Source organism: Sulfuricurvum sp. (assembly GCF_049587615.1).
GTDB lineage: Bacteria > Campylobacterota > Campylobacteria > Campylobacterales > Sulfurimonadaceae > Sulfuricurvum.
On the sequence record NZ_JBAVEF010000046.1, the window covers coordinates 1 to 20,766 of the forward strand.

The window sequence follows — 20,766 nt, forward strand, 5'->3', positions numbered from 1 at the left end:
GGCTAATACTGAGCGGAGTGTCAAACGGCACAAAACCGAATCGATCAAGGATGCTTTTAGTGCTCGTGAAGCGTGGGAACGACTGATCGGGTATTCCAAAACAGGGTATGCGTCGATCACCGACGAAGATAAAGATTTTCTCCTCAAAAGCTTCGGTGTGTTCGATCGTCCTGCTACCCCTGAGCGGTTTATGATCCGTGTGCGGATCGCCGGCGGTGTCCTCACATCTCACCAAGCATCGGTATTAGCAGATGTTGCACAACGTTTCGGACGGGACTACATCGATCTCACTACCCGTCAACAGATCGAATTGCGTTATGTTAGCATCGAAGATCTCCCTGAAGCCCTTTCTCTTTTGGAGAGTGTCGGACTTACCAGCTATCAGACGGGGGTCGATAATTTCCGTAACATCCTCCTCGATCCTCTCGATGGATTAGCCGAAGATAACATTATCACATGCCACACACTCCTCCAAGAGATTCAAGAGGTATTTTTAAAAAACGACGAATGGATCACTACACTCCCTCGTAAATTCAACATCGGCATCAACGGCTCACTCTCAAACCGCTGTAACATTTTCGGTCAAGACTTCGCCCTCGCCCTCGCCCAGAAAGAGGGAGAATACGGGTTTAATCTCTACCTCGGAGGACGTGTCGGACATCTCGCCCAAAGTGCCGATATGTTCGTCCTCCCCGCACAGGCAAAAGCAGTATTCGTCGCCGTTGCGTCCCTCTTTAAAACCTACGGTTTTCGGGATAATCGAAATAAAAATCGCCTTAAATTTCTCATCGAAGCGGTTGGAATGGAGGAGTTTCGACGTGCCATTATCGAATCGCTGGGACACGACATGCCTCAAGCGGGGACAACCCTGTGTGATGCCGAGGGGGGAGATCACTATGGCCGCGTTGCGCTCAAAGACGGAACACTCGCCCTCTATGCCGCTGTCCCTAGTGGAGTGTTTAGCGGAAGCGATTTGATGGAAGCCGCCCGAATCGCCGAATCCCAAAACGGAGCCATCCGCCTCACCATCGAGCAAAACCTTATCCTTACTGGGATTCATGATGAAGTCACCGCTCTGGACTCACCCCTCTTTCACCAATACCCCAACCGACCATCGCCCTATATGGCAAACCTCATCGCCTGTGCCGGAAGCGAGCACTGCCCATTTGGCGTTATCCCCGGAAAACCCGATGCGATCATTATGAGCGAGTTTTTAAGCCAACATGTTCCGATTGAGAATGCAAAAGTACGCCTCTACTGGTCCGCGTGTATCAAAGGGTGCGGCATCCACGGTGCGGGAGATTTGGGATTTGTGGGGTGTAAAGTTCCTCGTGATGGGAAAACGACCCTTGGGGTCGATATCTTCCTCGGCGGCAGTCTCAGCCACAATGATGAAGAGGCGAAACTCTTTCTAAAAGGGATCACTCTCGAAGAGGCACCCCACTACGTGGCGGAGTTGATGAAACTCTATCGCGATAGCCGGATCGGTGATGAAAGTTTAGAGCAGTTTATCAAACGTCTGCGCGATTTCTATGAGATCAGCGAGATAGCCGAGATCGTACGCCATAACGTTGCGATGACCCATGAGTCTAACCCTGATGTCCATAGCTTTGATCGGATACACCGATGAGTGATGTGATCGCTACAGGGTGCCCGTTTTGCGGGACAGGATGCGGCTTAAACGTCGAGTGTACCGATAAAGGCTATAAGGTCAAGGGAGATAAAACTAACCCCTCTACTCACGGAGATTTGTGTTTCAAACCGATTCAGATGGCAAAAGCTCTCGATGCTAACCGTCTCACTACTCCGCTGTACCGATCCTGTAAAACCGACCCATTCCGCGAAATATCGTGGGAGGAGGCGATCTGCGTTTTAGCCGATAAGATTAAATCACTTCCCCCTGAAGCCCTCTATTTTTACCTCTCAGGACAGCTCCTCACTGAGGAGAGCTATCTCTTTACAAAACTGATCAAAGGGTATTTGGGAACGAACAACGTGGATGCGAATTCACGATTGTGTATGGCAAGTGCCGTCGTCGCTCACAAGATGGCGTTCGGAAGCGACGGAGCCATCGGCAATTACGCCGATATCGACGATGCCGACGTCATCCTCATCACCGGTTCCAATCCCGCGTGGGCACACCCGATCCTCCACCGCCGTATCATGGCACGTAAAAAATCCCATCCCGAAACCCAAATCATCGTTATCGATCCGATCCGTACCGAAACCGCCGAAAAAGCCGATCTGTGGCTTGGACTTCGTAGCGGAAGCGATACAATGCTCTACAATGCCCTTTTAGCCAAAATTCATACGCTTGGCGGATGTGATAGCGATTTTATTTCCCGTTCCTGCGATGGGTTTGCTAAAGCCATCGATGCCGCTCAAGCGATACCCTATCCGGAAGCTGTTCAATCGTGCGGGCTATCTATCAAAGATACTGATATGTTAGTGGATCTCTTTGTATCGGATAAAAAAATTGTGGGCTTATGGTGTCAGGGATTGAACCAAGCGGTGGATGGGGTGATGCGCAATCTCGGATTTATCAACCTCTTTTTGGCTACGGGTCGGGTCAACGCCCAAAAAGGGCTCCCGTTCTCTCTCACCGGTCAGCCTAATGCCATGGGGGGACGTGAAGTCGGTTATCTCTCTAACGGCCTCCCCGGTTACCGCGATGTCCGCAACCCTCAGGATCGTGAAGTATGTGAGCACCATTGGAATCTCTCTTCGGATACAATCTCTTCGGAAGTAGGAATGACCATAACCGATGCTATCGAGGCAATTATTCGAGATGAATTACGCTTTCTATGGGTAGCCTGCACCAATCCGCTTTTGACGCTCCCCGATATTTCTAAAACCCGCTCTGCCCTTTTGCAAAACGATCTTTTTTTAGTCGTCCAGGACTGTGTACTGAGCGAAACGGCCGCTCTAGCGAACCTTGTTCTCCCGAGCACTGCATGGGGAGAAAAAGAGGGAAACATGACCAATTCCGAGCGTTTTATCAAACGTGTAAGGAGTTTTAAACCGGCCCCGCACGGTGCTAAAAGCGACTCTGAAATCGTCTGTTCCGTAGCTAAAGCATTAGGATTTTCAGGGTTTGATTTTACCGATACGGCAGAGATTTACGATGAGTATAAAAAATTAACCGAGAAACGATCATGCGATCAAAGCACGCAGGAGTATGAGACCCTCTCCTATCAGTGGGGAGGGGAACGACTCTACTCTGATGAGCTCTTTTCCACACGCTCTCGCAGGGCGCAGTTTCATCCCATACTCTCTTCCGCTCCACAATCAAACGAGGATGAATTTGTCCTCATCACGGGACGTACCAAAAAACAGTGGCACACCATGACCCGGACCGGAAACGTTCCGGAACTCTTAAAAGATGAAGAAGAGCCTTATCTTTTGATCAATGAAGTTGAAGCGCAAAAACTAGGGATAAAGGAAGGGGAGCCTGTGATTCTCTCGAACCATCTCGGGTCGCTTGAACTTCCGATTCGATTTGGAACCTTAGCACCGAACCACCTCTTTGCCCCCTTTGGATATCCCAAAGTTCCTATCAATACTCTCATCCCCGTGTTCAATGACCCTTTTTCATTTCAGAGTGCACTGAAATCCGCACGGGTAAAGATTACATCTCAAAACGATTAAAATTTCACCCCTTTATACCGGTCGATGATCCATTCGGCGACCGCTTGTTTTTCCTCTTCATTCAGTTTCCCTTTTTGGGAGGGCATGATGCCGAATTTTTCGATTGCCATCGGGTGACACATGCTGTATTGGACACTCGGGTTATCGATGTAATCTTTGATAAATGCGATGGTAACGCGACGTTTGACATCGTCGTCATCATCAGCGATGATGATATTCTCTTTGAGCCGATTGGAAACTTCGATCATCGGAGGGGCTTTGAGGGTGTGAAGCATTCGAACCACCTCTTTTTTCTCCATCATTTCGACATGGCACTGCATGCAGTGTTTTTGGTAGACACTATATCCCTCAGCTCCGTACAGCCCACATGCACCGACCAATAACATTAAAATTTTATTCATTTATTGACTCCGTTGTTTTCAAACCGGTATTGTATCAAACGAAAATCTTCGCGAAAATCGATGAGAATATTTTTCACCCTCTCTTGCCATGCCGATCGAAACCATTCGCGCACCTGGGAATCGGCTTCCCCGGAGAGGGTCATTTTAAGCCATGCAGCCATTCGGGCATCGCTGGGAATAATACCGGGATCATACGTCAACATCACTTTCTCACCGCTATCCAGACGTTCCAACGCCATATCTGCGGTCATATCAGAGTCAAAAAAGAGGAGATTGCGTCGATCAAATCGTCCCCCTAACCCGTGAAATCCGCTCTTTTCGGTTGCTCCGGTGATCATAGAAGCGACATTGGCGATTACCCCGACAACCCCATCCCCTAAATTCCCTTTGATCGTAACACGGATCTCGCCCCGGAGGGGAAAAGCTTCACCGTAGAGGAGACCCAATCCTTTGCATACCATCAAATACGCTCCGGCTACCGTAGGACAGGAGTGCCCTGCCAATTTGACCACATCGGTGTAGGTATAGTGAAATATCCCGTCCGACGCGGCACCGAGTACTTCGGCTAAAGGATCATAGAGTGTGATCGTGGGAACGTTATTAAAAAAAATAGGTGAGGACATAAGCGTAAAGCTCCTTATATTGCCGTCTACTAAGATAGCGAGATTATAAAGTCCGTTTGGCGAATACGAATTGATATAAATCAAGATTAAAGGCTTTTTTTATTATCGATGCCTCTTTTTTTATTAAAATTTTTCTTCCCTAACATACCCGTCTTCTACCCTCAAAATTCGATCAAACAGAGGAAGCATCCGTTCATCATGGGTCACCACGACAATAGCCACCTCTTGCTCATGTGCCAAGCTGCGCAAGAGCTGCATAACCGATAATGCACGTTCCGCATCCAACGCCGCTGTCGGCTCGTCCGCGAGGATGATTTTAGGATTATTAGCCAGAGAGCGTGCGATTGCCACCCGTTGACTCTGCCCGCCGGAAAGTTCTGAAGGGAATTTTTCCATCTTATCCCCCACCCCCAGATATTCCAACAGCGCTTGAGCCTGAGTATTCGCTTCCGCACTACTTACCCCGTTCATTTGCGGAACCAGAGTCACATTTTCCCGCACATTCAAAAAAGGGATCAGGTTATGCGATTGGAAAATAAATCCGATACGTTCGCGGCGTAATTTGCGTGTATCCTTGACCTGCCATGTTCCCTCATAAACCAGTTGACCGTTTAAATGGAGTTTTCCGCCACTGGGTTCGGTGATACAGCCGATCATCGTAATCAGTGTCGTTTTTCCCGAACCGCTGGGGCCCAGCAGCGCCACCGTCTCCCCCGAATAGATTTCAAAGCTCGCCTCTTTAATGGCGCTAACGGCACTCTCGCCGCTCCCATAGGTTTTATGAATCCCCTCTAATTTTATCACCGGATCTCTCATTTACCCCCCTATCGCACTGGCCGGATCAATGCGCAATGCGGTACGAATCCCCGATAACGATGCCACTATGCTGACAACGACCACAACCACAAAAAGTTTCATCGCATCGGTCGGTATCAGAATGATCGTTTTCGGAAAATAATCGGCGCTGACATGAGCAAAGATATTCCCCCCAACAAACGCCAATAGCCCCAATAACAGCGATTGCTGTCCGATCATTTTCGTGATCGTAAAATTTGATGCCCCGATCAGTTTTAAAATAGCGATCTCTTTCATTTTTCCGATCGTCATGGTGTAGATAATCAGCGAGATAATCACCGAAGAGACAATGAGTAAAATGACGGTAAACATACCGATCTGCTTTGCGGAACGCTCGATCAGATTTTTCGTCAGAATCTCCTCCTGCTCCTGCGCGGTATAAACCTGCTGATGTTTCCATCGTCCGATCTCTTTGGCAACGCTCTGAGTGGCATACCCCTCATCGAGCTGGAGGGCAAAAGCGTTGGCCGTGGAGGTTGAGGGGCTGCCTCCGCGCATCCTATCGTTTCGGATTTGTTCATTACTAAATAAAAATTGCAGCTCTTGGGCTTCATCCAAATCAAGATAGATCATCGGGTCGCCGCCGGAAGAGACCGATTTATGAGTCCGCCCCACAACCGTATAGGTGTTGCGCCCCAGATGAATGCGATCGCCGAGATTGAACTTGGTTTTCGTATCGACAATTATCTCTTGATGGGGTATGGCTATCGCTCTCCCTTCACTCAATCGGTAAGGGGTAAACGCACCTCCAGCTTCATGCCCCATGGCATAGACACGGATCGGTTTGATCCCTTGGAGGATTTGAATGCTCTGAAAGGTCAGCGGATAGACCTCTTTGACTCCGGTGAATCCGCGAAGAGCGTATTTGAGGTCTTCATGGAGACGGGAGTTTTCGGCAAAGGGGCCCAATGTATCTTTTTGGACAACCCACAAATCAGGAGCAATGTCATTGGGGACGATCATCGCATCATGGGCCATCCCCCGATAGACACCGATCATGATCAGCACCACCCCGATCAGCATCCCCACCCCAAAAGCGGTGGTGACGAATTTTCCCAGAGAATGGGCAATGTCACGCTGTGCGAGGTTGATCATTTGCCCAAGCCGCTTTGAGAGGTCGAAATACGGGCTTCTACCTGCTCTCCGATGTGGAGCGTTTCGGGCAGAGTACGTAATTGAATATAGACAATCCTCTCTTCCGTGATCCGATCACTCTCGACACCAATCCGGACAACCTCCCCTTCAAATGTTGTTTTACTTTGGGATCTGAGGGTAACCGCCGCTCGCTGCCCCACTTTTAATGCTCCGCTTTGCGCCTCATCTACATAGATTTTTGCCCACACTGTTTTGAGATCGGCGAGACGAAATACGGCATTACCCGCTCCCACCGTACTCCCCGCTTCCGCATTTCGGGAGAGGACGATCCCCTCAAACGGCGAGCGCAGCGTCAGATCCTCGATTTTCTCCTGCTGCGCCGCCGCTACCGCTTCGGATTTTTCAATGTCATGGGTAAAAAGGAGAAGGTTTTCTTTCGCACTCTTCCATTGCGCTTTGGCACTGCGCGCAGATGCGTGGGCCGCATCAAATTCGGCTTGGGTCACAAATCCCCCTTTAAGCAAAGCGGTATAACGTTCCAGCGTCGCATCGGCCAAATCGGATTTGGCTTTCAGATCATCGATAACGGCCCTCTGTGAGGAGAGCTGTGCACGGCTTTTGGAAATAAGGGCGGCGCTTTCTCGGACATTGGCATTCAGTTCAGCAACGTCCATTTTCGCCAGAACCTGACCGCGTGTCACTGCGTCCCCCTCATCGGCATACAGTGCTTGAATCTTTGCCGTGGTTTTGGGGGCGAGGATCACCACCTCTTTGGCTTCGAGTGTTCCGACACCGCTGATGCTTTCGAGTGTTTTGGGGGTCTGCTGAAGCGGTTCAGCGGGAACACTCTTAGAGATCACCGCTTTTTTATAGACAACTCCCCCCACGACCAGGATAATCACCCCACCGATCAGATACGGCTTAATTTTTGCAAACATCATTCTCACATCCTTGATTCAACATTTTTTCCATGTGCGCCCACGCACGTATTTTTTGAAATTTGGCTTCAGAGAGCCCGATATGGCCGTTTTCAACGACACTTTGCGCTTCCAGAACATCGATATACGTTGCAAGGCCCTGAGCGTATCGCCCTTCCATCAACAACAGCGTTTTATGTGCCGCATCGATAATGCTCTGCTGTGCGGCAATGGCTTCATCGGAACGTTTCAGATCGCTGTACGCACCATACAGCTCCGCGTACAAAATACGCTCCGTACTCTCGTACTCTTTTTGTGCCAAGGAAAGGGAAATACGACTTTTTTGCGCTTCCGCCGAAATCTTCCCCCCCTCATACAACGGTACAGTTCCGACGACACCGACCAAAGAGCTGTCATAGGAAGAGAGGGAGTTGTCATACCCATAAGAACCGACAAGCGCTACATTCCCATAGCGCTCCTTGCCGGCAACTTCACAGAGTGTTTTGGCATGATCGATGGAGGCTTGGAGAGCATGCAGCTGCGGGTTTTTGGCAGCGAGTTTTTGGCGCAGTGTTTCAGGCGTCTCAACCCGTACAATGGTATCACAGCGACGGTCCAGTTCCTCTTTCAAAATCTCCCCTTCAACCTGTTCCCCGATCAACAGCGTCAAGGCCAGAGCCGTTTTATCGGTTTCGGCACGGATCGCTGAGAGGGCGTCTTTCGCCTCCATCAATGATGCTTTGAAACGCGATTCGTCCGCTTCGGTTTTTAATCCGTTTTTTCGCATACTGATAGAGCGCTCATACTGTGCTTGATAAAAGCGGACCGACTGTTCTGCCGTCCCCTTTCGCGAGTCCAAATAGGCCAGTGTGTAATAATAGAGTCGTACTTGCTCAATCAGGGCATTTTCGGCAACGTGCCGATTGAAATCCGCTTCATTGTTTTTATGCAGCGATGCGGTGTACCTGTCGTTTGCCCTTCCGGCATCCCACAACGTATAGCTTCCCGTGAGATCGGCATGAAAGGCATCGCTCTGGCGGGTAGAAAAGGCACTATTGGTTGGCATCACAAACGTTTTCGTCGGATAATAGCCCACCGTCGCATCGATTCGGGGGTGAAGCGAAGATTGGAGACTTTTTGAATCACTCACGGCACTTTGGTACCGCATAAGCGCCACCTGATTCTCAGGATGGGAGAGGAGTGTTTTTCGGATAGCATCATCAACACTGAGCGTCCCCGCTAGTGCACTCGTAGCCCCTAACCATAACAACATTTTTATTTTTTTCATCATAACCCTACATCGTGTAAAAAAATATATTACTCTATTTAAGTAGCAATAGATATTAGAGCCCTAAAAAGGGAGATGGTGTTAACATCCTGTTAATTTTAATGCTACTTTTTAATCCTATTAATCTGAAGTGACGTCAATTACGTGTACAATTTGGATTCTATAAACAATAATCCTATTTTAAAGAGAAATCCATGACCTTTTCCCCTGAAAAATTGCAGCAAATCAAAGAATCGACCGAACTTTACAAACATGAAATTGATACCCTTAATACCCTCATTTATCAAGAATCGGATGACAACCGTCTCGATATGCTTTACAATCTCCGCGCTCTGTCAACCATACAGCATTGCAAACGGATCGGATTGTTAGACTCCGAAGATCTCGATGAGAGTTATACGGAAGCGTTAGGAAAAGAAGTCTCTCGCTACTTTCCCCACAAAGACGATGCAGAACTGTTTGATGATCTCGCTATTTTAGAAGACGATGTTAAAAACAGCTATTTCGGTGATCCGGAAGGCTCCAAAAAAACACTCCTGGATGCCTTAAAAATTACCCTATAAATAACGATTCCATGGTATCTGATATTTCGTACAGTGTCTATATCCTAAGGTGCCGTGACACGACCCTTTATACCGGAATCACCAATAATCTGGAAAAAAGGATCTTGGATCACAATACAACCGACAAGGGGGCCAAATATACCCGTTATCGCCGTCCGGTAACCTTGGTCTATCACGAAACCTGCACGAACAAAAGTGCGGCGCTCAAACGGGAAATCGCCATTAAAAAAATGACCCGATTGCAAAAAGAGAGATTATGGATCTCTGGATAAAAATTTCTCTCCTTGGTGTAGTAGCGGTTTTGGTGTACCGTGAAATCCTCAAATCAGCCGCCCGCCAGCATGAACACCCTGTTCAAAAATCCAAAGCAAGTTTCATGAGCCTCCTCATGGTCGGCTCCGTTGTCGGGGTCTTTACGTATGCGGGAATGTCGGTAACGTGGATCGAAACACGTGATTTACGCCCTTATATCCCCCACAACTCCCCCCAGATGGTGAGCCTATATGAGCGCGGCGTGATTGAACTGAGCGGCATGGTGATTAAAACCAATCTTGCACACGAGGGGGAGCTTAATCATCTCGCGAAAGAACTGACATCACAGTGCCGTAACGATCAGGGATGCGAGGTCCAAAAACTGTTCGACTACGTCACCCATATCCCCTACCGTACCGATTACACCAGTCGCAACGCTGTAAAAGTGGTTGAGAGCAACTGGGGTGACTGCGATGACAAATCCAATCTCTTTGCCTCTTTGCTGAATGAACGCGGATTGGAATACCGCTTTGTGTACGTACCACACCATGTTTTCGTCGTCGTTCATATGAACGATACCGGCGACCTCCCCTTTCTCAGTGCCAGACTCCGGATAGAGGAGAAAGATTTTTATTACGCCGAAACCACCTCCACCGGAGCCAAAATTGGAGAGTTCAACGGCCAATTCCCCCACAACTTCAAAGGAATCTACGATATTCAAAAGGATGAAGCGGTGGAATTGGAAAACGTCTCATTTGGGATAAGTTAACCGGTTTAAAGCTACACTTTCACTTTATTTTTCTAAAGGATCACCATGACCCAAATACTTATTCTCGTTCTCGTAATCGCCCTCTTTTACTGGCTTTCCCGAAGCTTCTCAAAAAATCAGCACACCTATACCAAAAATCAGTTTGCCGGATTTAAACTCACCAAAGACGCCCTCGCCCACAGTGAGCTGGGTCTGTTCGTAGCCCTGGCGGCAAAAGTGGCCAAAGCGGACGGTCGGGTAGATGAGCTCGAAGCAGAACTCGTAAGTAACATGTTCGCCGATATCAGCGCCCTTTTCCCTAATCCTGAAGCAACCAAAAAAATGCTTAAAGAGATTTTTGATGAAGAGAAAAATGCACCCCATAATCTCGATCTCGTAGCCCAAGCACTCTACAAAGCTTTGGAAAAAGATATCCATAAACGCCAAAAAATGGTCGAGTTTCTCGTAAATCTCACCTACATTGACGGAACCCTCTCTCAGAGCGAAGAGGAGATGCTTCACCGAATAGCCTATCATCTAGGGTTCAGTGAGCAGGAACTAAAAACGATGATGGAGCGTTTCGGTTCCTACCACCGCAACAGTGTCAAAGAGAGTTCCATCGATCAAGCCTATACCCTGTTGGGAATTACAGCCGAAGCGACTAATGATGAAGTGAAAAAAGCTTACCGTGCACTGGTACGCGAATATCACCCCGATATTATCAAATCTCAGGGAGCTTCGGATGAGTATCTCAAAGAGGCGACCGAAAAAGTACAGAATATCAATGCCGCCTATGAGATGATTAAAAAATCACGAGGCATTTAGACTCTTTTTTGCACACCGATTTTTTCCTAATCGTTTCCGAGTGTGATATCATTACACTACACAGTTGAAAGGTGATATATGGAAACATCAATAGAAGGCTCCACTGTAATGGACGAGGGCAGTGTATGCAGCAAACTTTTTCTCTCAGCAATCAATACCCAAAAAGATTTGATCGTTCTGATGCACAACCACGTTCCGGTCCTTTTCAACAAAGCTTTTCTCGATTTTGCAAATGTCGATTCCGCCAAAGGTTTTTTACGCGAATTCGGCTCTCTCCTCAACCGTTTCGTTCCTCATGACAGTTATTTTCATGCCGGGAAAGCCGATAATATCGACGAATGGACAACCTCTTTGATGGAACTCCCCGAAAATGAGCAGGTTGTCAGCATGCTAAACTGGCGGATCGAACCGTATGCATTTTCCGTCATCGTTGAGTCTCCTGCAGCAGACTATACGATTCTCACCTTCCGCGACATTTCACAAGACCTTATCAAACGGATTCTGATCGAAAATGATGCCAGTATCGACAAAGAGAGCGGTGCTTACGAAAAAGAATATTTTATGCATACCTCGAAAAGTTTTTACGATGCCGCCATGTTTAACCAAAAATTTGTTGCTCTGACGATCATCGAGCTCATCGCTTCGGGAAGTGATGCCCAAGCTATTTTACGTGATTTCGCCCTCAATATCAAAAATAATATTCGTCAAAGCGATATGCTGGTGCGATGGGGAAAACAAACTTTTTTACTTGCCTATCTCATTGATACTCCGGAAAGCACACGGTTTATTACCCAGAAACTGCAGCAAAAGATCCCTTATACGCTTCGTTTGGCTACAGCGGTACAAAAAGAGAAAGAGTCGATTCAAGAACTGATTATGAGTGCTGAAAAAACTCTCAAAGAATCCAAATAAATCTTTATAAAGTTTTACTATAATACCGTGACAATTGAGAGACTCGGAGGGAAACCTATGGCTGAACCCTTATCGGGGACCATCCTTTATTATGACGAAATCGGGGAAGAAGGGGTAATTATCACCTCCACAGAGGACGAATACCCTTTTACCCTTTCGGGGTGGAAAGATACCGATCATCTCCCCTGCAGTGAGCTGAAGGTCACTTTCATCGTAGCAGAGGCAAAGGCGTCACAGATCACCGTATCTGCCGTGCAAAAGAGTGCTCCGCCAAAAGGTGAGTTTGACGATATCGCCCTTACGACCGAAGCCGCTATCAAACAGTATTTTAAAAAAACAAACGAACAACTTAAAAAGTTTTCCGAGTACGAATCGATTCCCAAAACAGTCGATTTTCTAAAACTTCGCCGTTTTTTGATGACAACCTACAACAACTTGATCGAAATCGATTTAAAACTTAAAGAAAGCAACCTCAGTACTCTTCATCGTGATCTTATGGTCTTGAGCAGTTTGTACGACTCTTTCAAGCAAAAATCGAAATACATCAAACGGGCTTTTCATGACCTTTTTCTCAACCGTCATGAAGAATTTACAGCGGCCCAAAACAAACTTGAAGCCAATAAACTCTCTATTTCCAAACACAACATCAACATTGACTCCGCTGAAAATGCCATTGAGAAGCTCGAGCATATCGCCAACAAAACCCCTACTACTTCCGAAAACTATCCCGTTATACAGCTTAAATTGAGCAGAGTAAAAGCGATCGCCGTTGATGAAATCCATCATAAACGGACCCTCGAAGAAGAAAATTTAAAGCTCATTCAATTCATCGACATGATTATCAATGAAAATGAAGAAAGTTTCACCGTTAAATACGTCGCAGAGGCTAAAATTTTTGATCAAAAAATAACACAACTGCTCAACAAAATCGCCTATCAATTCGACATGTTTCTGTGGAAAACGGCCCGAAATTCCGAATCGGTCAAAAATTTCTTTCAACAATCCAACATCAAAGGGAAACTTTCTACTCTCTCGTATCTGAAATATTATCTTCAGTCGCTCAACAATGACAATCTATCAAGCGAAAACCGATCTTTGATCGAACTCGTCCCCTATCTCGAATCGCTTCACCGTCGCGGTGTCCTTTATCTGTGTACAGAAACGGATGATGGGCTGAAATTCAAATCGGCCGTCACTTCGATCGACAAAAACATTGATATTTCAACGTCCCTTACGTACGATAAAGCGATGGAAGTGATCCGGACACACATACCCGATTTTATTTTTATCGATTATCAGGCTCCCGACTTGAAAAAATTGCTTACGACCCTTAAAATACTCCAATTGGCCGATGTCATTCATATCGTCCTGGTCGTCGAAAGCGGCAGCGACGATCTCCTTGAACGGGCAAAAAAACTCCATGTCGATACCCTACTCCCCACTCGGGTTCCCCCTCGGACCTATATCCAGAACATCTCCGATATCTTCGCAAAATATTAGAAAATCCTCCCCTCATTCAAACCCTCCTTTCCGCGGCATAGGTTCTCAAAAAGCTATTGATGCTACAATTCTCCCATGAATCTATCTCTTTCCAATACCCATCGCGGCATTTTACTGATGCTTGCCGCCTCATTTTTATTTGCGCTCACGATGCTGTTTGCAAAACTCCTCTCGGATTCCATGGGATCGGTAGAAATAACGTTTTGGCGCAACGCCATGGGACTGATCGTTATTGCTCTTTTTGTTCTGCGCAAACCGATCCATAACGTCGGAGGCAGACCCTTTACCCTCATTTTTCGGGGAGTTATCGGAACCGTAGCCTTGCTGACATTTTTTTATACGATTGGGGCTACGACCCTCTCTAACGCCATTGTGTATGCAAAAACCGAACCGATTTTTACCGCTCTGCTCGCGTTGTTTCTACTGGGTGAGAAACTCAAAGCAAACGCTGTCATCGCCATTTTCATCGGTTTCGCGGGAGTAGCCATGCTAAGCGGCTTACATTGGGATTATCTCCATATTATGGGAATTTTGACAGGATTTCTCTCCGCCTTGGCCTATACGAGCGTCCGAAGCCTCAAAGCCTTTTATGACGAACGGACCGTCGTCCTCTCGTTTATGCTTTCGGGGGTTATTATCCCTCTGTTTTTAATGATTGCTGCGGAATACACAACCTCTGATTTCTTTGCTTTTGCTCTTAGCCCTTTTATTATGCCGACGGGGAGGGATTGGATGTGGATCGCTCTGATGGGAATCGCCGCTGCTTACGGTCAGATTTACATGACCCGCGCCTATTTCTATGCCAAAGCGGGAACAATCAGTACCGTGAGTTACTCGGTTGTCCTTTTTGCAACACTGTTTGGCATTATTTTAGGGGATGTATTACCGACCCCGATGGTCGTTGCAGGAGGCGTTATGATCGTTTTGAGCGGGATTTTACTCTCTCGTCAAAAGTAAATTTTATAATTTTCCTTCAATCTTTTCAGCGATACTGTCCCCCAACTGATCAAGAGGCATCCCTTCTTGTTTAGGTGAAGAATTTTTCTTTTTCTCTGCAGCCATTCCGCTGATATTATTCTCTACCGGTGCCGATTGCACTTCTTCGGGTTGAGCGGTTTCAACGGAAGTGTTCGCCTCGGATGCGTACTTCTCTTTCAAATAAGAATCGACAAAAAAAGCTTTAATGATCAAAACGATAATAAAAAAAAGGATTAAATAGACAAAACGCTGCATACTTTACTTCTCCACTCAATAACCTGTATCATAGCGCATATTTTTAAATAAACGTTGCAGAATCGATTCTCAGCCGATGGATAGGGCATCTGTACAATCTTTTTCATCAACCGCGTACTTTCATTAGCAAATTAAAGGTACAATTCCCCCCATTGCGCACTAACGTGCCTTATCTAAACACTTTTTGAGACCATGAAGCGAACCCAATCTTTTTCTCTTTACGCACTGTTAATCGCTTGTTTGGTTCACCTCATCATCCTATTGCTGATTTTATTGTTGGATCAGTTCAAACCCGTTCCTCCCCCACAGACCAAACCTCCCGAGCCCAAAGAAGAGCGGTTCAGGCTCTCGATCAAAGAGCGTCCAAGTATGGAAAAAGAGGCGATTGTTAAAAACGATATCCCTAAAATCAGACCAAGCCGTCCGATCCCTCGCGGGGAACAGATGATCAAGGATGCACAGCCCTCGCCCAAGCCTCATGTGCCAAAACCAACAGCCCCGGCTGTAGTAAGCAAACCTTTGCCTCCGGTCACAGAGCCGATTGCCGAACCCAAACAAGCGTTTGAGCGCCATGTCGCGAAACCCGTCGCCGCCATTGAGCGCCAAACGCTCTCCAAAAAAGAGTTCAGTCTTCACGACAGCCTCTCCAAAGCCGACCCGTCAGCCCAAGAAAGACCGATCCGAAGTTCGACGAAAATCGCCGACAGCATCCAACGCCTCTACGGCGATAAATTCAACGAACTCTCCGAAGGGGAGCAAAAATACATCCTCGATAACCAAGAGGTGATGCGCCGTATTACCCAAGGAGTATTAGACCGCTACGGCCGCTCCCGCATCCCCGATAATATCCGCACCAACGATACCAATATGATCGAGTTTTACCTCCATCCCGACGGCAGTATTTCCGATTTGCGCTTTCTCAAAAACAGCCAGCTCTCCATTCTCGACGACACCACCAAAGAGGTGATCGAACTCGCCTACGCCAAATACCCCCGACCGCAGCAAAAAACACTGATTCGCTATCGTGTTTGGTACAACCTTACCGGGTATTAAATCTCTCTTCTAATCCAAAGATTTTAACCGTCTTGGATTTTCAACGGTTATAATCAAAAAATGAAATCCAACAGACCTTTCTCGGCACTTATTATCGCCCTCTTTATCCATGTTCTGATAGTGGGTGGCGTTTGGTTTTGGATCACACCCAAAGAGAGTTCGGATGAAACACCGTATTACAAAGAAAAAAACTTCGGCATCACCGTGAGCGAAGAATCTGAATTCACCGAAAGTACCGAGCCCTCTTCTGTCCTACCCGTACATCCTCAGCCGACCAAAATACAAAAGGCTCAAAATACCCCTGCATCCGTCGAAACCGTTCAACACCCTTCCCCCACCGTCGAACTACAACCAATCACCGAAGCCGACCGCGACAGTCTCCCCTTCTCCGTTCTCCACCACTACGGTGAGGAGTTTTTTAATCTTAGTGCAGGAGAACAACACTACATTATCGATAATCTTCAAAAAATCCGTAAAATCAATGAGATTGTCGGCACCCGATTATTGCGTGAACGCCCGAATGACGATGTCGACCCGAATGACAACAATGTGGTCGAATTCATCCTCAACCCCGATGGAACGATCCGTGATCTCTCTTTGGAGAAAAACCGAGTCGGAACCCCTCTCGATGAACTAACCCTGCAAATGATCAACCTCGCCCATCCCAAATACCCCAAACCGGAACAACCGACAAAGGTGCGGATACGGGTTTATATTATCGTCAAATAACATTCAATACAAGGATAAAAAATCATTTTTCTAATTTTTCCAAAATATTTAATGCACCTATATCGAACTTCGAAAACGCAAACCACTTTTTACCCAAATCTTTTAGACTTGCTCCGATATGATACACTTCCTTCTCATCGATCAATAAAAAGCGATCATGTGAGGAATCAAACTTTTTTAGCACTATGTTCGGATATTGGGTGTTATATTTTTGCAGATCGAGTTCGAGCTGTTTAGTGATATTTTTGGTGTAAATCGTCGCTTTTACCTTTGCATCTCGTTTGGATAATAACGTCAAGACACTCTCATCGATGTAGTTATCAATCAACACAATACTTTCATTGGCACTTTTTATCAAATCTGATACAAAAACATACGCATCATAAACCTGCCCATCGTAAAAAATACCTTGTTTCGGTTTAATGGATTTATCTTCGATGGCATTGAATATCGCCTCAACTTTTTCATCCGTTTTGGATTGTTTTTGCTCCAATGAATCAAGTCTTTGAAATATCAGTGCATTATTGGAGATAAATCTCCGCATTTCGACAAAACTTTTGATAATTTTTATACTGATTGCTACTGCGATTTCGCTTTTGAGGACAGCTGAGAGCATAGATACCCCTTGCTCAGTAAAAACAAAAGGCAAATATCTTCTACCTCCATATTGTTTGGATGTCACATTTTGTGATATCCAACTTGAGATCACAAATTGTGATCTCAAGTTTTGATATTCATCTTCACTAAGCTGAAACATAAATTCTTCAGGAAACCGCTCCATGTTTCTTTTAACGGCTTGATTGAGCACGCGAGTTTCTACCCCATATAACTCCGCCAAATCTCTATCCAGCATCACCTGCATTCCGCGAATGGTGTAGATTTTGGTTTTGATGCTGTCGTCGATGGAGGCAGTAACTTCGTTCATCGGTAGTTCCTAAAATTTTGCTTCATTGTATCCCGTCGCTCAAAAATGGGGGAAAATATGGCAGGGTGACTATATATTTTTAAAATTTTAAAATTTGCTTAATCCTAATTTTCTATGCTGTATATTTTTATCTTTATGTGAATAATAAGCCTCATATAATTCAAAATCTGTTCTATTTGTTTCTTTACATTTCTGCCCAATAATTTCGATGATTTTAATTTTGTCCTCCTCAGACATTTTGATCCCAAAAATCAAACCTTTTAAGCTTCTAAAATCATATTTCAACTTTCTATATTGCTCTTCTATCTCATTATCAAGCAGGGTAGTTAAAATTAGTCGATATTCTTGTTCATACGTCCAATCTTTAAGTTTTATTGTAATATCTCTATAAAAATTCTCCCAATAAACCTTTCTCCACTCATCTTCATTAGTGCCAAGCATAAAATCAGATATTACGCTTTTATTTGCTTGTTCATCAAAAAACCATGTTGAATTTAAAATTGGTATAGGCAAATTCCCAAGTGATTTCCAAAAATCTATCTCCTCGAAACCTTTTTGATATTTAATTTCTTGAAATTCACTATTAGACCATCCAAAGCTTGGCTTTATATTATTTTTTGAACCACCCCATCCGTTTTTACCGTATAAGTTTATAAAATTATTTTCGTCTGATTCAAAAATTAAACACACACCTTTATGCCCATCTCCGTAATGTCCCCATACAGAAGAATTATTTATTGCTTTTTCAGACATAAAACACGCTGTGTACCACTTTGGATACATAAGTTTTTCTAAACAATTAATATACTTATCTGGAAATTCCATAAGAACAAAGTTTCTATTTGGAGTATTTTTCATCATAGCAAATTTATTTATTAGTTTTGTTTCAAGTTGAATATATTTGGCAACATCAAAAAGTACACCGATTTTATCTTCATCGCCATTTTCAAGAATATTTTGTTCAATACTATCAACCAATGAAATAATTGTTGTCAAACTATTTGAAATTTGATTATTTGAATTCTCTTGTTTAGGAAGTAAACCCGACTTTTCATAGTTTTCTTGAATGATTTTGATTGCTGTTAAATGAATTGCATTCAGATACCAATGCAATTCAGCTCTTCTGACTGGCGTTGTTCGTGTAGCTATTTTTTTTATTGATTCGTTATATTCCGAAAAAAAATCTGATGCAATATTTTCAAATAACTCTTTATACATAGGTGTAGGAAAGTCATCAAAACCTGCAAAAATTGGTATATTATTCTCATCTATTTTGCAATATTCTTCGCCATTTACCGCCAACACCATCATTACTCTCTCTAAACACAAAAGATAATGTTTAAATAAATTTTTCCATACGATTTTATCGCCACGCCAAAATATATCTCGATACCCTTCCATCGGATCATTAAGTTCTTCTTGTGATGCAAAATAAATTTCTTGATTTTGCAACTCTTCAAATTCAAATATACTTTTGCAGCTTCTAAATCTGTAGAACCTATTAGCCATTTTTAGTTCTCTTAAGTTTTTTCGGCTCATCCACCAAACTCGTCAATGCCCTATTCATTTCAAACAAATGCGTCACCCGTTCGGTGTCGGATTTAAAAGCCTCTTTGCGGTAAAGCTTATCGACGGCACGATCTAGTGCTTCATGCGCTTTGAGCAGTTTCGGAGGCATTGTGAGCGGATTATAGAGATCAGCGAGGGAGCTATCAGGAAACTCAGCACGGTTTCGAATCTCACTTAAACTTATCATACAAGAGTTACTTTCATATCAAATTAGTAAATAACTCTTATTATACAAAAATTATGAGAAAGTGTGAGATTAAATGTCAGAATGAAACAAAAAGCTAGATTCCGTGTCGTAGCACGGAACCTCAAAGAGGTCCTCGTGCCCTATAGGGTATGACGGGAGAAACATCACCGCTGCCCTAAAACCGCCAGTGCACCCTTATAAATCGGCTCATCGATAAACCCGTACCGCTCATCGACAAATCCGCTGATCCCCCGTGCGGCATGTTCTTCGAAGAGCCGGACAATCTCACGGTTTCGGGCGATTTCTTCTTCGCTGTGTCCGAATATTTCGTGTATAAGCTCCACTTGCGCCGGGGCGATGCACCCTTTGGCATCAAATCCCATATCTTTCTCTAATTCGAGCCAGTTGCGCAGTCCGTCACTGTTTTTATAATCTTGATAGACGAAGGAAACGGGTTTGATACCGCATGCACGCGAGGTCACCAGGAAATGGCTCAAAATATACTGCACTGTTGGACTCTCAGGGGTCAAAAGGCTCTGAGAGAGTCCCAAATCCGCAAAGAGGTCGAGAATACCCAGATAATAGACTTTGATCCGCGGATCGATGGCAAGATTCGAGAGTGCCAGCCAGGCTTCTTTGGTCTCGATGGAGAGATGAATGTCGATCTCTTTGTTCACCAGGGTAAGGATTCTCCGTACATCGGCTACGCTCCGTATTTTAGGAACCCGAATGGCATCAGGCATGAAAGGGTTCAGAAAGAGGATCTCTTCCGCACCCCCCTCGTCGAGGGGATTGACCCGGACGACCAGATTTTTATCGTATTGAGGGAGGGAAGCCAGGGTCATCGCGCACAAGGCCAACGCATACGGCTTTTGTTCAGGACTCACCCCGTCTTCGAGATTGAGCATCAGACATTCGGCACTTAATGTCGGGATTTTCGAGAGGTGTTTGAGGTTATGGGTGGAGAGCATCATGGCAGAACGGAAGGATAAAGAGCGGTTTTGCTCTCGTCTTACGGGGATAGCTAACGCGTTTAACGTCTCACTATCGCCCGAGGCGATCAGGTCAGTGAGCTTTTCGGGGTTGTTGAGCGGCACGTTTGAACTCCTCGCGATGGAGATAATAATAAAGGGTTTGTATCTCGGTATCCGTGAGATAATAACGGGGCATTCCGATAATACGGCTGTTTACTTTCTCATAAAACTCCCGAAACGAGAGTTTATGAATCGGTTTACCGGCGAAAATCTTATTTTCCCCTTTCTCTTTATAGCGGGCGATCAGTTTCCCCTCCCCTTTCTCTCCGTGACACAAATGACACCCAACCCCTCTTGGGTTATGATAAAGTCCGGCAGCATACTCTTCTTTCGTAATAAACGACTCGGCCTTAGAGAATGTAAATGTCAAAAATAGAAGAAAAATCCAGCGCACCTGATCCCTTTAACC

23 protein-coding genes are annotated in these 20,766 nt (G+C 45.4%); 11 read left to right on the top strand and 12 right to left on the bottom strand.

The genetic code is table 11. From position 1 onward, the window contains the following. The coding region (locus tag WB308_RS07580) for a nitrite/sulfite reductase (RefSeq protein WP_424190544.1) at positions 1-1,630 on the top strand (1,630 nt) is incomplete at its 5' end. After that, positions 1,627-3,648: a molybdopterin oxidoreductase family protein gene (locus WB308_RS07585; RefSeq protein ID WP_424190546.1), complete on the top strand. Its 2,022-nt coding sequence runs from the start codon at positions 1,627-1,629 to the stop codon at positions 3,646-3,648. The genes WB308_RS07580 and WB308_RS07585, both read left to right, overlap by 4 nt. Here WB308_RS07585 and WB308_RS07590 read toward each other — a convergent pair. The 6 genes from WB308_RS07590 to WB308_RS07615 all read right to left on the bottom strand — a co-directional run bounded on the left by WB308_RS07590 (position 3,645) and on the right by WB308_RS07615 (position 8,827). Beyond that, a complete protein-coding gene (locus WB308_RS07590) occupies positions 3,645-4,049 on the bottom strand; it encodes a c-type cytochrome (protein ID WP_424190548.1) in 405 nt (134 codons plus the stop codon). The genes WB308_RS07585 and WB308_RS07590 overlap by 4 nt on opposite strands. Next, entirely contained in the window at positions 4,046-4,672 is a 627-nt protein-coding gene (locus WB308_RS07595) for a hypothetical protein (RefSeq protein ID WP_424190550.1), read from the bottom strand. The genes WB308_RS07590 and WB308_RS07595 overlap by 4 nt, the downstream gene beginning before the upstream one ends. A 123-nt stretch (positions 4,673-4,795) precedes the next feature. Further along, the gene (locus WB308_RS07600) at positions 4,796-5,488 is read right to left on the bottom strand and encodes an ABC transporter ATP-binding protein (RefSeq protein ID WP_424190552.1); all 693 of its coding nucleotides are present in this window, start codon (positions 5,486-5,488) and stop codon (positions 4,796-4,798) included. Continuing rightward, on the bottom strand, positions 5,489-6,622 hold the full coding sequence (locus tag WB308_RS07605; RefSeq protein ID WP_424190554.1) for an ABC transporter permease: 1,134 nt from the start codon (positions 6,620-6,622) through the stop codon (positions 5,489-5,491). It lies immediately after the preceding gene. Beyond that, positions 6,619-7,563 (bottom strand): efflux RND transporter periplasmic adaptor subunit, encoded by a 945-nt coding sequence (locus tag WB308_RS07610; protein ID WP_424190556.1) that lies wholly within the window; start codon positions 7,561-7,563, stop codon positions 6,619-6,621. Before WB308_RS07610 ends, WB308_RS07605 begins: the two co-directional genes overlap by 4 nt. Then, positions 7,544-8,827: a TolC family protein gene (locus tag WB308_RS07615; protein WP_424190558.1), complete on the bottom strand. Its 1,284-nt coding sequence runs from the start codon at positions 8,825-8,827 to the stop codon at positions 7,544-7,546. Before WB308_RS07615 ends, WB308_RS07610 begins: the two co-directional genes overlap by 20 nt. A 194-nt stretch (positions 8,828-9,021) precedes the next feature. Between WB308_RS07615 and WB308_RS07620 the strand changes: the two genes are divergently transcribed. From WB308_RS07620 to WB308_RS07650, 7 genes are all read left to right on the top strand, one after another. Beyond that, on the top strand, positions 9,022-9,390 hold the full coding sequence (locus tag WB308_RS07620) for a hypothetical protein (protein WP_424190560.1): 369 nt from the start codon (positions 9,022-9,024) through the stop codon (positions 9,388-9,390). An 11-nt stretch (positions 9,391-9,401) separates the two neighbouring features. Further along, positions 9,402-9,662 (top strand): GIY-YIG nuclease family protein, encoded by a 261-nt coding sequence (locus tag WB308_RS07625; RefSeq protein WP_424190562.1) that lies wholly within the window; start codon positions 9,402-9,404, stop codon positions 9,660-9,662. After that, a complete protein-coding gene (locus WB308_RS07630) occupies positions 9,647-10,411 on the top strand; it encodes a transglutaminase domain-containing protein (RefSeq protein ID WP_424190564.1) in 765 nt (254 codons plus the stop codon). Before WB308_RS07625 ends, WB308_RS07630 begins: the two co-directional genes overlap by 16 nt. Before the next feature lie 45 nt (positions 10,412-10,456). Then, positions 10,457-11,215: a DnaJ domain-containing protein gene (locus tag WB308_RS07635; RefSeq protein ID WP_424190566.1), complete on the top strand. Its 759-nt coding sequence runs from the start codon at positions 10,457-10,459 to the stop codon at positions 11,213-11,215. A 78-nt stretch (positions 11,216-11,293) separates the two neighbouring features. Continuing rightward, a complete protein-coding gene (locus WB308_RS07640) occupies positions 11,294-12,127 on the top strand; it encodes a hypothetical protein (protein ID WP_424190568.1) in 834 nt (277 codons plus the stop codon). 57 nt (positions 12,128-12,184) lie between these two features. Beyond that, positions 12,185-13,627, top strand: coding sequence for a hypothetical protein (locus tag WB308_RS07645; RefSeq protein WP_424190570.1), 1,443 nt, complete (start codon positions 12,185-12,187; stop codon positions 13,625-13,627). Between the two features lie 75 nt (positions 13,628-13,702). Further along, entirely contained in the window at positions 13,703-14,584 is an 882-nt protein-coding gene (locus tag WB308_RS07650; RefSeq protein WP_424190572.1) for a DMT family transporter, read from the top strand. Between the two features lie 3 nt (positions 14,585-14,587). Here the strand turns inward: WB308_RS07650 and WB308_RS07655 are convergent, their stop codons facing one another. Then, positions 14,588-14,860: a hypothetical protein gene (locus WB308_RS07655; RefSeq protein WP_424190574.1), complete on the bottom strand. Its 273-nt coding sequence runs from the start codon at positions 14,858-14,860 to the stop codon at positions 14,588-14,590. A 192-nt stretch (positions 14,861-15,052) separates the two neighbouring features. Here WB308_RS07655 and WB308_RS07660 point away from each other — a divergent pair, with 192 nt between their 5' ends. Together WB308_RS07660 and WB308_RS07665 are read left to right on the top strand one after the other, a co-directional pair. Continuing rightward, positions 15,053-15,913, top strand: coding sequence for a hypothetical protein (locus WB308_RS07660; protein WP_424190576.1), 861 nt, complete (start codon positions 15,053-15,055; stop codon positions 15,911-15,913). A 60-nt stretch (positions 15,914-15,973) separates the two neighbouring features. Beyond that, complete coding sequence (locus WB308_RS07665) at positions 15,974-16,642, top strand: energy transducer TonB family protein (RefSeq protein WP_424190578.1); 669 nt, start codon at positions 15,974-15,976, stop codon at positions 16,640-16,642. Positions 16,643-16,664: 22 nt separating this feature from the next. Here WB308_RS07665 and WB308_RS07670 read toward each other — a convergent pair whose 3' ends face one another. The 5 genes from WB308_RS07670 to WB308_RS07690 all read right to left on the bottom strand — a co-directional run bounded on the left by WB308_RS07670 (position 16,665) and on the right by WB308_RS07690 (position 20,751). Then, positions 16,665-17,567 (bottom strand): ORF6N domain-containing protein, encoded by a 903-nt coding sequence (locus WB308_RS07670; RefSeq protein WP_424190580.1) that lies wholly within the window; start codon positions 17,565-17,567, stop codon positions 16,665-16,667. Between the two features lie 87 nt (positions 17,568-17,654). Further along, positions 17,655-19,106 (bottom strand): DUF2971 domain-containing protein, encoded by a 1,452-nt coding sequence (locus WB308_RS07675; RefSeq protein ID WP_424190582.1) that lies wholly within the window; start codon positions 19,104-19,106, stop codon positions 17,655-17,657. Next, positions 19,069-19,323 (bottom strand): type IIL restriction-modification enzyme MmeI, encoded by a 255-nt coding sequence (locus WB308_RS07680; protein WP_424190584.1) that lies wholly within the window; start codon positions 19,321-19,323, stop codon positions 19,069-19,071. Before WB308_RS07680 ends, WB308_RS07675 begins: the two co-directional genes overlap by 38 nt. Positions 19,324-19,487: 164 nt before the next feature. Beyond that, positions 19,488-20,420, bottom strand: coding sequence for an HpcH/HpaI aldolase/citrate lyase family protein (locus tag WB308_RS07685; protein WP_424190586.1), 933 nt, complete (start codon positions 20,418-20,420; stop codon positions 19,488-19,490). Further along, complete coding sequence (locus tag WB308_RS07690) at positions 20,389-20,751, bottom strand: cytochrome c (RefSeq protein WP_424190588.1); 363 nt, start codon at positions 20,749-20,751, stop codon at positions 20,389-20,391. The genes WB308_RS07685 and WB308_RS07690 overlap by 32 nt, the downstream gene beginning before the upstream one ends. Positions 20,752-20,766: the final 15 nt, after the last annotated feature.